This is a genomic window from Clostridium sp. AM42-4, from assembly GCF_003480105.1.
Lineage (GTDB): Bacteria > Bacillota > Clostridia > Lachnospirales > Lachnospiraceae > Brotaphodocola.
On sequence record NZ_QUIK01000001.1, the window covers coordinates 104722 to 118335 of the forward strand.

Consider the following 13614-nt stretch of genomic DNA (forward strand, 5'->3'; position numbering starts at 1 on the left):
ACTGGACAATTTCCCGGCAGGTTCTGAAAATTTCGAGCTTCACTGAGAGATCCCGGCAGGTCAGTGCCGGAATCTCTCAACACAATAAAACCTCCAGCCAAAAAACAGCTGGATAATTACAAAATTCACATGTAAAGGAGAACTGAGTTATGAAGAAATGGGTTTGTACTGTATGTGGTTACGTTTATGAGGGAGATGCTGCACCGGAGTTCTGCCCGGTATGTAAGGCACCGGCTTCCAAATTTAAAGAGCAGGCTGGCGAGATGACCTGGGCTGCTGAGCATGTAGTAGGCGTTGCACAGGGTGTCAGCGAAGATATCTTAGCAGACCTGCGTGCAAACTTCGAGGGTGAGTGCTCTGAGGTTGGTATGTACCTGGCTATGGCAAGAGTTGCACACAGAGAAGGCTACCCGGAGATCGGCCTTTACTGGGAGAAGGCAGCTTATGAGGAAGCTGAGCATGCTGCAAAATTCGCAGAGCTGTTAGGCGAGGTTGTAACCGACTCCACCAAGAAAAACCTGGAGATGCGCGTTGCTGCTGAGCATGGCGCAACCGAAGGCAAGTTCGACCTGGCTAAGAGAGCAAAAGCTGCAAACCTCGATGCAATCCATGACACCGTTCATGAGATGGCAAGAGACGAAGCAAGACACGGGAAGGCATTTGAGGGTCTGTTAAAGAGATACTTTGGTTAATCGATAAAGCATCCGCATATATGGGCTGCAAAATAAGTCACTGATCAAAAAACGCCAGAATCGGGCATACCGGTTCTGGCGTTCTTCTTTCTCTGGTTCAGGCCGTTACAGGGCAGATAAAAATGTGCAATAAAAAACGAAGACCGTCTGATTCTATGACAGTCTTCGCTGCTTTAGCTTTGAATTCCTATGAATTTTGCCACCCTCATCTCCAAGCGTATTCCCGCAAACCACAGCTTCGCCAGATACTCCTGCCATGGTGAAACATTCAGATACCGCTTCATGTAATACAGCGTACTCTCTTCCCGGATTTTCTGGCGTTTCATGGCATCGGAAAAAGATTTGCTAATGGATGTGGAATGTTCGTGGTCATAATGCTGGTTTAACAGCAGCACACTGCGGTATCCCGCCTGCTGCATCCTGCGGCCCAGAACCTGCTCCTCCTCATAGAGAAAGATTCCTTTATCGTAGCCTCCGGCTTCCAGAAATTTCTCTCCGTCCACCATCAGCATGGAACCGTGCACGGCTCCCACATATACCGCATTCCTGCCCTGGAAGTAAGAATCCGGGTAATCAAATGATCTGCCAAACAGGCGTCTGCTCACCGGTCCCATGCTGAGAAGCTCCCGTGTAAAGCTTCGGAGCGGCCATCCATTTTTTAAATCCGGATAGCGGGCATCGTGAATCCGGGTCGTCACAATCCCCACCTCCGGATGACGGGCAAATACTGCCAGCATTGCTTTTAAAGACTGCTCGGAAAATACCACATCCGGATTTGCGATCAGCACATGGGTGGCACCGCCCTTCTCTACCGCATAACGGACACCAGTGTTGTTGCCGGAACCGTAACCGCCATTTTTTTGCGCAATCAGGATTTTGATTTTCTTAGTCTGGCTGCAGTTTTCCTGCCCTTCCAACTGTTTCAGCCGCTCCAGCGAATCGTCTGTAGAAGCATTATCCACCACAATAATCTGATGCAAACACTCGTAATCTGCAATTAACCTTACCAGTTTTTCCGTTGTCTCTGCATCATTATAATTTAAGATCACACAACTTAGTCGCATACTCATACTCCCGGCTTTTCCGGCCACTGCGCCCACTCCTTTGTTTCGGGATTTTCTGCGTTTTCCTCATCCACTTTCGGCTGGCGCATTTTCTCCGCTTTCGGGATCGTTACGCACATCGCCAGGGTCTGCAGCATGGAATTCTTATAAAAATGATTATAACGGATATTTTTCAGACGACCTGCCGCAGACTGGTATGGGAGTGCCAAAAAGGCTCGAAGTGTCATGCGCTCGCCCTTATCCATCTCTTTCCAGAACATGCGGCCAAACGCAATGCCCTGATTCAGCATCCGGCGGTAATTCCGCTCCACCTCTTCCCCGCGACCGAGGCGGGCCTGCATCTCCTCAAAACTACCTGCATCCTTTGCGCCCAATACATTATTTCCATGCTGGCGGTATTTGGATAAAGCCCTCGGTATAAATTCAATCACACCAAAGCAAGAGGCGGTAAGCGCGATCCACCAGTCATGCATACAGCAAATTTCCGGCTCCTTCGCACAGCGCTCAAGAAGGGCACGGTTGATCATCGAAGCGCCACCGGTCACCTGATTTTCCACCAGAAGCTCTGCAAAGCTGTTCCGGTCCGGATTCTGATGCGTATAGCCTGCAAAGCTCTCATGGATCTCATACATGTCCTCATCCACCACTTCCATATCCGAGTACAAAAGAATCGGACACTGCTTTCCCAGTCCCTTTTCCAGCACCCGCATCCGGTGCAGCATGACCTTTACCTTGTTGTTTTCCCATACATCATCCTGGTCACTGAAGAAAATGTATTCGTTTTTTTCATCCTTCAGGGCTTCTTTCATCAGCCAGAAAAAGTTTCCGGCAGCACCGCCTGTATGCTCCGTTCTGTGGTGCAAAAAGACCTGTTTCGGATACCATCCGGCATAATCGTTTAACATTTCCCGGGTTCCGTCATCGGAACCATCGTCGGAGATCAGGATCTTTACCGGAACCGTCTGCGCCAGAATCGAATCCAGCTGCTGCTCCAGATACTGCTTTCCCTGATATGTTGCCATCAAAACCGTAATCATTTATTATTTCCTCCGATTTTCCACAAGTTTCATTCCCAGCTTCCGGCTCACCATCCGCCGCACCGGCGGGCAAACGGCTGTCGCATAATCCAGCATATGGTAAGCCAGCATATACATCCGCTTTCCCTCTTCCTTCACGGCTCCTGCCCACGGAGTCTTTGCCAGATACAACTCGTAGGCCCTGCGGTAATGGTTAAAGTTTCCCGCGATCCATGGCCGCTCATCACCCATGTAATGGATGATCGACGGATGCTTTTTCGCGATCTGCAGCTCTCTCGGTGTGACTGCCTTATACGTTTTTCCCTGGCGCACCAGCTCCCGGTACGAAAAGTAGCGATAGTTGGTGAAGAAATTGTAGCGCGGCATCAGCGTATGGATCTGCCCTTTCAGCGTGCCATTAATCACATCCTGGTCGCTGGCAAACAGCTTTCCGCCTTTGCTCTTCCAAAACTCCAGAAGTTTTTTCTGAACTTCTTCTTCGCGCCATTTTTTTAAATCAACCAGAAGAACGCCGGAATTATAGTACGGATCTTCCTCGTCCAGGTCAATGGATTCCTTCACCGCCTGGTAGATCGTCGGCTCCATCACGGCTCCAACGATGTTCCCCTCCAGATTTTCCTTCCACAGATGCTTTAAAGACTGGAGCACCACCGTATCGCAGTCCAGATACAACACCCGCTTCACGGACTCCGGAAGCATATCGCCCATAAACAGGCGCAGCATCACACTGATATCGAAACCACCGGTATCCACCTCATAGCCGATCCGCTCCCGCAGGTCATCCATGTTAACGCAGACCAGTTCCCGTTCAAAATGCGCTGCGATCTCCTCTAACCGCTCCTGGTTTTCCCTGGAAAGGCCCAGTGTCAGGACATAAACCGTAATCTCTGCAAAGTCCCGGTTCCGGTCAAGCAGCGAGTACATTGACGTGCCTAAATGCCTTGCGTAAGCATCATTCGAGGCGTAAACCACATTCATACATTCCCGGTCCATCTTTATTCTCCCATGCACTCTTTCGTGCGCTTCAGCGCAGAAGCAATAACCTTATCCATGTCATAGTACTTATACTCTGCCAGGCGGCCGCCGAAGATCACATGTGCTTCCTTCTCCGCCAGAGCCGCATACTGCTGGTACAATGCCTGGTTCTTCTCGTCATTCACCGGATAATATGCCTCCATGCCCTCTTTCCAGTCAGCCGGATACTCTCTGGTGATCACAGTCTTTGGCTGCGTTCCAAACTCAAAATGCTTATGCTCGATCACACGGGTATACGGGGTCTCACGGTCTGTATAGTTGACCACCGCAACGCCCTGGTGATTTTCCTCGTCAAGCACCTCCGACTCAAAACGCAGGCTCCGGTACTCCAGCTTGCCGAACTGATACTGGTAATACGCATCGATGGTTCCGGTGTACACCACGGTTTCGCCAAGCGCATCGTAATGCTCCTTATGCTCCAGATAATCCACGCCGGTCTCAATATCGCAGCCTTCAAACAGCTTGTTGATGATCACATTATAACCGCCGATCGGGATACCCTGGTACAGGTCATTAAAGTAGTTGTTATCGTAAGTAAAACGCACCGGCAGTCTGCGGATGATAAAAGCCGGAAGGTCCTTGCAGTCTCTTCCCCACTGTTTCTCCGTATAGCCCTTCACCAGCTTCTGGTAGATGTCGGTTCCAACCAGGCTGATGGCCTGCTCCTCCAGGTTCTTCGGCTCCCCGGTCACTGCCTTCTTCTGCTCCTCGATGATAGCCTTCGCTTCTGCCGGAGTGCTGATGCCCCACATCTTGCTGAACGTGTTCATGTTAAACGGCATGTTGTACATTTCGCCCTTGTAATTTGCAACCGGGCTGTTGGTATAACGGTTAAACTCCGCTAGCCCATTCACATAGTCCCACACCTGGCGGTCACTGGTATGGAAAATGTGGGCGCCATAGCGGTGCACATGAATGCCCTCGACATCCTCACAATACACATTTCCGCCGATGTGATCGCGTTTTTCCACAACCAGACAGGTTTTTCCTCGCTTTTTTGCCTCATAAGCCCAGACACCTGCGTAAAGTCCGCTTCCTACCAGTACATAATCATATTTTTTCATAGTAAAATCCACCTTGTCTTTCTTTTGATCTGATAGTTTGTTGCTGTTCACATGCTGCGCAAACAGCAGCGACAGTTTCATTTTTTCTCTGGAAACTGCCATGATTTCTCTGTTATCTAATATACTATAGCTTCCCCAAAAAGTAAATTTGTTACTGTTTTCGCTTTGCCCTGATCCAGAAACTTCCTGCCTGTGAACAGTAACTCGTGGACACCTCTTCATTTTACTGTTATAATGGGAAGACGGAACAACTAAAAAAGCTGCCGTACACATATATGACGCATATATGGGCGGCAACGAAACGTGACATACAATGTAAAACAAACCGTAAATACGAAAGGTGGAAAAAATATATGTGGTTAGCAGATGGCTGGAAAGATTATCAGGTCATTGACTGTTCAAAAGGAGAAAAACTGGAAAGATGGGGCGAGTACCTCTTAGTCCGCCCGGACCCGCAGGTCATCTGGGACACTCCAAAGACACACAAAGGCTGGAAACATATGAATGGTCACTATCACCGCAGCGCCAAGGGCGGCGGCGAGTGGGAGTTTTTTGATCTCCCGGAGCAGTGGACCATCGGCTACAAGGGCCTTACCTTCAACTTAAAACCATTCAGCTTTAAGCACACCGGACTCTTCCCGGAGCAGGCTGCAAACTGGGACTGGTTCGGCGATAAGATCCGCAATGCAGGCCGCCCGGTCAAGGTCTTAAACCTCTTTGCCTACACTGGCGGCGCTACGCTGGCTGCTGCCAAGGCCGGTGCCTCCGTCACCCATGTCGATGCCTCCAAGGGCATGGTCGGCTGGGCAAAGGAGAATGCCGCATCCTCTAACTTAAGCGATGCCCCGATCCGCTGGCTGGTCGATGACTGCGTAAAATTTGTAGAGCGTGAGATCCGCCGCGGCAACCACTACGATGCCATCATCATGGACCCGCCATCCTACGGCCGCGGCCCGAAGGGCGAGATCTGGAAGATTGAAGATGCGATCCATCCGCTTGTAAAGCTGTGTGTCCAGCTCTTATCCGATGACCCGCTCTTCTTCCTCATCAACTCCTACACCACCGGACTTGCTCCGGCAGTCCTCACCTACATGATGAGTACCGAGATCGTACCGAAATTCGGCGGTCACGTGGAAGCCCAGGAAATCGGACTTCCGGTCACCGAAACCGGACTGGTGCTGCCATGCGGTGCATCTGGACGGTGGGAGAAGTAAATAACCATTTGATCCATGAATCACGAAAGGGCCGGAAGCTCCGCCCCGCCGCATGGCGGGTCAGGAGCTTCCGGCCCTTGTTCATTCCGTTAACACAATTGCTGTTTTACGCTTCCGGCTTCTCAACCTGTACGATTGCTGCCTTCTGCATCGGGATACGGCAGTTTTTGTTGTTGCCGAACTCGATGATCACGGTATCATCGGTCATGTCGATGATCACGCCGTAGAAACCACTGCTGGTTAATACGCTGTCACCGATAGCAAGGCTTGCCATCATCTCGTCGACTCTCTTTTTCTCTTTCTTCTGCGGACGGTATCCCATGAAGTAGAAGATACCACCAAAGATTACCACGTATAACACGATCATCATGGTCGGGTTCATGGTTGAAGTTGCTAATAACATGTTGTCCTCCTTGCGGCTGTACCTGCGCCTCGCCCGGGTCAGCCTACTTTCGTTTTTGTTTCAATCCCTTTGTGGAACACCCAAAAGCCATCCACAGATCCCGTTACTGTTCATGCATTACGCAAGCAGGAACCGGATCACTCCTTCGGGCCCTCCTCCATACCGGCAAGCTTCTGTGCTTTGTACTCTGCGTACCGGTGCTGTTCGATCGCGTCGCGGATCTCTTCCATCATTTTATTATAAAAATACAAATTATGCAAGACGCATAAACGCATTCCCAGCATTTCCTTCGCCTTGAACAGATGGCGGATATATGCTCTGGAATAGGAGCGGCATGCCGGACACTGGCAGCCTTCCTCGATCGGACGCGGGTCAAGCTCGTATTTCTGGTTTAACAGATTGAGCTTTCCGTGGTTGGTGTACACATGGCTGTGGCGGCCGTTGCGGGACGGATATACACAGTCAAAGAAATCCACACCGCGGTCTACTGCCTCTAAGATGTTTGCCGGGGTTCCGACACCCATCAGGTAGGTCGGCTTGTTCTGCGGCAGGTACGGAACGGTCACATCGAGGATGTGATACATCTCCTCGTGGGTCTCGCCTACAGCCAGGCCACCTACTGCATAACCATCCAGATCCATATCTGCAATAGTCTTTGCGTGCTGGATACGGATGGAATCTACCACGCCGCCCTGGTTGATACCGAACAGAAGCTGTTCTTTATTGATGGTATCCGGCAGGGAATTTAAACGTGCCATCTCTTTTTTGCAGCGCTCCAGCCAGCGGGTCGTGCGGTCAACAGAGTTCTGGATATAAGAAAGCTCTGCATGGCTCGGCGGACACTCGTCGAAGGCCATCGCAATGGTAGATGCCAGATTAGACTGGATCTGCATGCTCTCCTCCGGTCCCATAAAAATCTTGTGTCCGTCGATGTGGGAACGGAAGGTTACACCCTCCTCCTTGATCTTGCGCAGACCAGAAAGGGAGAATACCTGGAATCCGCCGGAATCTGTCAGGATCGGCTTATCCCAGTTCATAAACTTGTGAAGTCCGCCGAACTGCTTGATCAGCTTGTCGCCGGTCCGCACATGCAGGTGGTAGGTGTTGGACAGCTCCACCTGTGTGCCGATCTGGCGCAGGTCATCGGTGGAAACCGCACCTTTGATGGCGGCCACCGTACCTACATTCATGAAAACCGGAGTCTGGATCGTGCCGTGTACGGTCTCTACCTCAGCCCGCTTGGCACGTCCGTCCGTTGTGATCAGTTTATATCTCATAATTATTTCTCAGCCTTTTTCTGTTTTCTGGTTGTCAGGACATACCAGAGAGCACCGGTTACGCATACGGAAGAATAGGTTCCGCAAACGATACCAACCATCAGCGGCAGGGCGAACTCACGGATAGAGGATACGCCCAGTAAGAACAGGACAAATACCATGATAAAGGTCGTCAGGGAAGTGTTGATACTTCTGGTAAAGGTCTGGGTGATACTTAAGTTTACGATCTCCTCCAGGGTCTGCTTGCTTCCTGCCTTCTTCAGTGCCAGGTTCTCACGGATACGGTCGAAAATAACGATCGTCGCGTTGATGGAGTAACCAACGATGGTCAGCATACATGCGATGAACGTCGAACCAACGGACCACTTTGCAAGGGAATAGAAGGTTACAACAACCAGTACGTCATGTACCAGAGCCAGGATCGCGCTGGCAGCAAAACGGATATCCTTAAACCGGAACCAGATGTATAACAGCATCAGAACGGTTGCGATCGCAACAGCCCATACTGCATCCTTCTTCATCTCTGTGCTGACTGCACCGGAAATACTCTCAGCAGTGATCTTCTCAGCGTCAACACCGAAGTTTTCAACCATGGCATCCTCAAGCTGCTGTCTCTGGTCAACATCCAGGGTCTTAGTCTTGATGATAACCTCATTGGTACCTGAAACCTTCTGGGTCTGCACATCGGCATCGCCGGTGATCTTGGAAACAACCGGAACAACCTTTGCAGAGATGTCATCCAGACTCATATCCTCATTGAAGGTAACATTGGTGGAGGTACCACCGGTAAAGTCCATACCGTAATTTAAGATGTAGCCGGTCTGTCCCTTATGCAGAGCCATGCCAGCCCAGCCTGCAACGATCACAACGATGGAAAGGATGAAGCACAGGTTCTTCTTTCCAAGGAAGTTGATGGCCTTGCCATCCTTCTTGGTTCCGTAGAATTTCGGATTCTCAAAGCCGGCTGCATATAAAGCGTACAGGGCGCCCTTGGTGATAAACAGTGCAGTAAACATGGAAAGCACGATACCGATCGCCAGGGTGCTTGCAAAGCCCTTTACGGTACCGGAACCACGGAAATACAGGACTGCTGCAGCGATCAGGGTGGTGATATTACCATCCAGGATTGCAGACAGTGCCTTGGAGAAACCAGCCTTGATCGCAGATTTGACACTGTGTCCCAGACCGATTTCCTCTTTGATACGGGTGAAGATGATGACATTCGCATCCACTGCCATACCAACAGAAAGGATGATACCTGCAACACCCGGAAGGGTCAGGGTCACATCAAATGCAGTCAGCATGATCAGTACCAGGCCAACATACAGAGCCAGGGCAATGACAGCTGCAACGCCCGGGATCAGGTAAACCACCATCATGAATACGGCAACGATCGCAAAACCGATCGCACCTGCCTTTAAGCTGGTGGAGATTGCCTGCTGGCCAAGCTGTGCACCAACTACGTTAGAACGCAGCTCCTGCAGCTCCAGGGAAAGGGAACCGATACGGATGGTGGCTGCCAGGTTCTCAGCCTCGTTGTAATCGGTCATGCCGTCGATCTGGCACTGGCCTCCGGTGATTGCCTCACGGACTACCGGGTTGGAATAGATCTGGTTATCATAGATAATGGCAATACGCTTGCCCACGTTTGCGGAGGTTGCGTCAGCAAATGCCTTGGTACCCTCCTCAGTAAAGGTCAGGCTTACCACATAGGATTTCTGGCCATTCTGCTCAATGATGCCCGCCTTTGCGGATGCTACCTGGTCACCGGTTAAGATGGTCTTACCGGTTTCATCGGTAAAGATCAGGGAACCTGGCTTACCAAGCTCCTCCAGGATCGCGTTTGCATCGGAAACACCCGGGATATCGATGTTGATCCGGTTATTTCCCTCCTGGTAAACTGCAGCCTCTGTGCTGTAATTCTGTACACGCTGCTGCAGCTTGTAAATGGTATCGGACATTTCCTCCGATGTCGGATTCTCCTCTACTGCCTGATACGTGATGCTGACACCGCCAGCCAGGTCAAGACCCAGCTTGATGTCATCCATCGTATCATAGCCGAAGAATCCGAACAGCCCCACTGCAAAGAGCAGGACCAGCAGGCCAATCAGGCCTTTTACTTTGCTGTTCTTCATCATTCTTCTCCTTTTATTCTTCGTCGGCAAGAGCCGCCTTAATCATGATCGCACACTCGATACGCTTTTTCTGCATCTCGCATCCGATCTCATAAGCATCGGTAATAGTTCCGTGGAAGTTGTAGGAATTGGCTGCGCATCCGCCGCTGCAGTAAAATCTTGCAAAGCAGTTTCTGCACTTCTCTTTTGCGTAGACATTGCAGAGCTTGAACTCATCGCGGATATCGGTTCTGGTGATACCGGTGTCTACGTTGCCCATCAGGAAATCCTCCTGGCCTACAAACTGGTGGCACGGATAAAAATCGCCCCACGGGGTAACTGCCAGATACTCGGTACCTGAGCCACAGCCGGAAAGACGCTTTGCCACGCACGGACCCTGGTTCAGATCGATCATAAAGTGGAAGAAGTTAAATCCTCTTCCTTCTTTTTTGCGCTTAATATACTCAACAGCCAGCTTGTCGTACTCCTCCATGATCTTCGGAAGGTCTTCCTCGCGGATCGCATACGGCTCATCCTCAGAACCGACAACCGGCTCAATGGACATCTGGTCAAAACCAAGATCTGCAAAATGCTTTACATCCTCAGAGAAGTCCAGATTATTGCGGGTGAAGGTTCCGCGCACATAATAATCCTTGCCAGCGCGGCTCTTTGCGAACTTCTGGAACTTCGGAACCGTGATCTCGTAGCTGCTGCCGTGGCCGTTACGGGTCGGGCGCATGTAGTCGTTTACTTCCTTACGGCCGTCCAGGCTCATGACCACATTGCTCATCTCCCGGTTGCAGAAGTCGATGATCTCGTCGTTTAACAGCACGCCGTTGGTCGTGATGGTGAAACGGAAACGTTTGTTGTTCGGCTCCTCTAAAGAACGGCCATACTCAACCAGCTGCTTTACGACTTCCCAGTTCATAAGCGGCTCACCGCCGAAAAAGTCAACCTCAAGGTTGTGGCGGTTGCCGGAATTGGCTACCAGGAAATCCAGTGCCTTTTTACCTACTTCAAAGCTCATGAGAGCACGGCGTCCGTGATACTCACCCTCTTCTGCGAAGCAGTACTTGCAGCCCAGGTTACAATCATGGGCAATGTGCAGGCAGAGTGCCTTCACAACGGTTTTTCTCTTTTTGAAATCCGTTACATAGGTCTGGTAAATATCCTTTGTATACAGCTCCTCGGCATTGATCAGCTCCTGGACCTCATCCAGTGCTTCCTTGACATCCTCTGCCGGATAGGTCTTAGAAAGCTCGGCCTCCGCATTCTTTCTTGCGGTTTCCGGGATCTGTACCGGAGACATTACCTCGCCGATCACCGGCTCTAACAGTGCAACCGCATCGTAAACTACATCATCGACTACATGGACAGAGCCGCTGGCAATATCCATGACGATGTTATATCCGTTATTCTTATACTGATGAATCACTCGATTTCTCCTTCTAAATGAAACTTTTTCTTTCTTCTTATCACCAATCACCGCCATTTTCACACTCAAAAACCACGAAAACAACGCTATGTGTGTAAGTCCCTAACACACACATAGGCAGACGCAGACAAAAGTTCCGGTTTCTCCGGAACCTCTGTCTACCTCTGCCATCGTAAAAAACCGTTATATGCCAGTATCTAACAGACTGATTATCTGTTTGCGTTCTCGCAGCTCTGGTTGCCAACGGTGCAGGAAGTCTTGCATGCAGACTGACAGGAAGTCTGGCACTCGCCGCATCCGCCCTTCTTCATGGACTCCTTCAGAGTTTTATTGTTTAAAGTCTTAACATGTTTCATATTCTTAACCTCCTGTATTGTCGTTGCCTTTTGCTTATGCTCTTTTGGGATCAAATGCCTTTCTGAGTCAGCAAACGCACTACCTGGCGCCTCCGTGACTGCAAATGCACTCTGATCCGAAAAAGGCTGCAATGGCATATTTTCGCGTTGATTATACCATATACAGGGAGTGTCCGCAAGTTGTTTCCAACGACAGGCAGTAATTTGTCAGCAATTTCTTCCTGTTCACAGGTAGGAATTTTCTGAGTTAAAAATCCCGTTGCTGGACATGCATGCGTGAACAGTAACGGTTACAGCTCCGTTACGCCCACTGCTTTCAGGACAGTCTTTAAATGCTCCAGATCTGCCACGGAAACCTTCCCGCTTTTTTTCAATGCAGTAAATGTCTCGGCAAAAATTTCCGGTGCCCTTCCATGAAAAGAAGGAAGACGTTTTTTCCCGGCAAACTCCACACCTGCAATAAAACGTCCCACATTCATTTCCGTAGGCTCCTCCTTTGCTTTTAAGGCGAGCTGCATTTCCCAGTACGGATGCAGTCCCTTAAACGCCCGGAGCGCATAAACTGCAGCAGCAAAATCCAGAAGGAACGCGGCACCTGCTACCGGCAGTTCCCGGACACTTAAGAAAAATACCGCAAAGAATATGACAGAGAGCAAGATGAAAAAATAACAGGTGAAAATATTCTTCCGGTTCCTCTCATATTCCTTTTCCACAATAGTCTGATAATCTGAATATTTCATCTCATTCTTTTCCTTTCTGTGCTACTGGAAAATACTGTATCAGATACTATGCGAAATCAGCCTGGCAGTAAACACATTCCCCATCTTTAAAGGTCATTTGCGGAACAAATACCTGATTGCCCTTAAACTCATGTCCAGCAAGATCCGTGTACTGCATTTCTTTCTCTTTGTGCTTTAAGATCACAACGTCTGCAGTAGTTCCCTCAGCCATGGAAGCCAGCTCCGGCATACCGATCAGCTCAGCCGGCTTTCTGGTCGCGCAGTCCAGAACATCCATCCAGTCCATACCAAAATCCACAAACTTGGAAAGGATACGCGGCAGGGAATGCAGTGGCTGTAAGAAGCAGCTGGAGGAATTGATATCGCTGCTGATCACATCCGGGACAAAGCCCTGGGCTACTGCTGCCTGGCATACCTCCAGGTCAAAATTGCTTCTTCCGTTGGATGCATCGAAAAGCACGCCGCGTTTTCTTGCTTCCAGTAAGCCCGGAAGCACCTTGCCGTCCTCTCCTAAGCAGGTATGATCCTTGCCCTGGTAGATATGGCAGATCATATCGCCCGGACGCAGCCAAGATGCCAGCTCGGACAGTCCGACCGGACAGTCCGTCACATGGACAATGACTCTGGTTCCGGCCTTTTCGGCAATCTCAACTGTGCGGCAGATGGAAGCCTCTACCTTATCTGCCTCAATGATCCCATGGGAGATTCTGGTTTTCAATCCTACCAGGTTTTCCGGATATTTCTTAAAGAATTCCACGATCTTTTTCTCATCCATCAAAGCCGGATCCAGGTTTTCCGGATACTGATTATTAGACTGTCCGCCGGAAGCAACCAGAAGCATATTCAGGAAGCGCACCTGGGAATTTGCCACGATCGTGCGGTAAATATGCTCAAACATTCCAGTTCCTGCAGTTCCACCATCAACTACGCTCGTAATGCCGCTGCAGAAGGAAACAACATCTGCCTGTACACCACCTTCAGAAGCGCCGCGCATGTAATGCACGTGGTAGTCGATCAAGCCTGTCGTGACGATACAGCCTTCTGCATCGATGACCTGTCTGTACGAATGGTTTTCGGAAGGTGCGGCAATTTTTCCATCCACAAGGGCGATATCACCTTTCCATGTCTTATGCTGTGCAGGATCATAAATTGTTCCGTTTTTAATCAAAAAATCCATCTTTTA

General features: G+C 50.1%; 13 protein-coding genes. 2 read left to right on the forward strand and 11 right to left on the reverse strand.

Annotated elements, in window-relative coordinates; translation table 11 throughout:
• The first annotated feature begins 149 nt into the window (after nt 1-149).
• The gene (locus DW922_RS00515) at nt 150-692 is read left to right on the forward strand and encodes an NADH peroxidase (protein ID WP_118531709.1); all 543 of its coding nucleotides are present in this window, start codon (nt 150-152) and stop codon (nt 690-692) included.
• Between the two features lie 173 nt (nt 693-865).
• Here DW922_RS00515 and DW922_RS00520 read toward each other — a convergent pair whose 3' ends face one another.
• The 4 genes from DW922_RS00520 to glf are packed head-to-tail and all read right to left on the reverse strand — an operon-like array spanning nt 866 to nt 4892.
• Nucleotides 866-1756, reverse strand: coding sequence for a glycosyltransferase family 2 protein (locus tag DW922_RS00520; RefSeq protein ID WP_182436764.1), 891 nt, complete (start codon nt 1754-1756; stop codon nt 866-868).
• A gap of 2 nt (nt 1757-1758) precedes the next feature.
• Nucleotides 1759-2793 (reverse strand): glycosyltransferase family 2 protein, encoded by a 1035-nt coding sequence (locus DW922_RS00525; RefSeq protein ID WP_118725463.1) that lies wholly within the window; start codon nt 2791-2793, stop codon nt 1759-1761.
• A 3-nt stretch (nt 2794-2796) separates the two neighbouring features.
• Complete coding sequence (locus DW922_RS00530) at nt 2797-3786, reverse strand: glycosyltransferase family 8 protein (protein ID WP_243031953.1); 990 nt, start codon at nt 3784-3786, stop codon at nt 2797-2799.
• Nucleotides 3787-3788: 2 nt separating this feature from the next.
• Entirely contained in the window at nt 3789-4892 is a 1104-nt protein-coding gene (gene glf, locus DW922_RS00535; protein WP_118725579.1) for a UDP-galactopyranose mutase, read from the reverse strand.
• Between the two features lie 353 nt (nt 4893-5245).
• Here glf and DW922_RS00540 point away from each other — a divergent pair, with 353 nt between their 5' ends.
• Entirely contained in the window at nt 5246-6106 is an 861-nt protein-coding gene (locus DW922_RS00540) for a class I SAM-dependent methyltransferase (protein WP_118718289.1), read from the forward strand.
• A gap of 106 nt (nt 6107-6212) precedes the next feature.
• Here the strand turns inward: DW922_RS00540 and yajC are convergent, their stop codons facing one another.
• From yajC to DW922_RS00575, 7 genes are all read right to left on the reverse strand, one after another.
• Nucleotides 6213-6488, reverse strand: coding sequence for a preprotein translocase subunit YajC (gene yajC, locus DW922_RS00545; RefSeq protein WP_118718374.1), 276 nt, complete (start codon nt 6486-6488; stop codon nt 6213-6215).
• A gap of 158 nt (nt 6489-6646) precedes the next feature.
• A complete protein-coding gene (gene tgt, locus DW922_RS00550; protein ID WP_118541299.1) occupies nt 6647-7786 on the reverse strand; it encodes a tRNA guanosine(34) transglycosylase Tgt in 1140 nt (379 codons plus the stop codon).
• 2 nt (nt 7787-7788) lie between these two features.
• Nucleotides 7789-9921 carry a protein translocase subunit SecD gene (secD, locus tag DW922_RS00555; RefSeq protein WP_118725464.1) on the reverse strand — a complete coding sequence of 711 codons (2133 nt, stop codon included), beginning with the start codon at nt 9919-9921 and terminating at the stop codon, nt 7789-7791.
• Nucleotides 9922-9934: 13 nt separating this feature from the next.
• The gene (gene scfB, locus DW922_RS00560) at nt 9935-11335 is read right to left on the reverse strand and encodes a thioether cross-link-forming SCIFF peptide maturase (protein WP_118725465.1); all 1401 of its coding nucleotides are present in this window, start codon (nt 11333-11335) and stop codon (nt 9935-9937) included.
• 209 nt (nt 11336-11544) lie between these two features.
• On the reverse strand, nt 11545-11691 hold the full coding sequence (gene scfA / locus DW922_RS00565; RefSeq protein WP_118531699.1) for a six-cysteine ranthipeptide SCIFF: 147 nt from the start codon (nt 11689-11691) through the stop codon (nt 11545-11547).
• A 290-nt stretch (nt 11692-11981) separates the two neighbouring features.
• On the reverse strand, nt 11982-12431 hold the full coding sequence (locus DW922_RS00570; RefSeq protein WP_118718290.1) for a hypothetical protein: 450 nt from the start codon (nt 12429-12431) through the stop codon (nt 11982-11984).
• A gap of 46 nt (nt 12432-12477) precedes the next feature.
• Entirely contained in the window at nt 12478-13608 is a 1131-nt protein-coding gene (locus DW922_RS00575) for a metallo-dependent hydrolase (RefSeq protein ID WP_118725466.1), read from the reverse strand.
• Nucleotides 13609-13614: the final 6 nt, after the last annotated feature.

Excerpts from the sequence above, each read along its gene's own strand:
- DW922_RS00515 (WP_118531709.1), top strand. The coding sequence starts at position 150 with ATGAAGAAATGGGTTTGTACTGTATGTGGTTACGTTTATGAGGGAGAT.
- DW922_RS00520 (WP_182436764.1), bottom strand. The coding sequence starts at position 1,756 with ATGCGACTAAGTTGTGTGATCTTAAATTATAATGATGCAGAGACAACG.
- DW922_RS00525 (WP_118725463.1), bottom strand. The coding sequence starts at position 2,793 with ATGATTACGGTTTTGATGGCAACATATCAGGGAAAGCAGTATCTGGAG.
- DW922_RS00530 (WP_243031953.1), bottom strand. The coding sequence starts at position 3,786 with ATGGACCGGGAATGTATGAATGTGGTTTACGCCTCGAATGATGCTTAC.
- glf (WP_118725579.1), bottom strand. The coding sequence starts at position 4,892 with ATGAAAAAATATGATTATGTACTGGTAGGAAGCGGACTTTACGCAGGT.
- DW922_RS00540 (WP_118718289.1), top strand. The coding sequence starts at position 5,246 with ATGTGGTTAGCAGATGGCTGGAAAGATTATCAGGTCATTGACTGTTCA.
- yajC (WP_118718374.1), bottom strand. The coding sequence starts at position 6,488 with ATGAACCCGACCATGATGATCGTGTTATACGTGGTAATCTTTGGTGGT.
- tgt (WP_118541299.1), bottom strand. The coding sequence starts at position 7,786 with ATGAGATATAAACTGATCACAACGGACGGACGTGCCAAGCGGGCTGAG.
- secD (WP_118725464.1), bottom strand. The coding sequence starts at position 9,921 with ATGAAGAACAGCAAAGTAAAAGGCCTGATTGGCCTGCTGGTCCTGCTC.
- scfA (WP_118531699.1), bottom strand. The coding sequence starts at position 11,691 with ATGAAACATGTTAAGACTTTAAACAATAAAACTCTGAAGGAGTCCATG.
- DW922_RS00570 (WP_118718290.1), bottom strand. The coding sequence starts at position 12,431 with ATGAAATATTCAGATTATCAGACTATTGTGGAAAAGGAATATGAGAGG.
- DW922_RS00575 (WP_118725466.1), bottom strand. The coding sequence starts at position 13,608 with ATGGATTTTTTGATTAAAAACGGAACAATTTATGATCCTGCACAGCAT.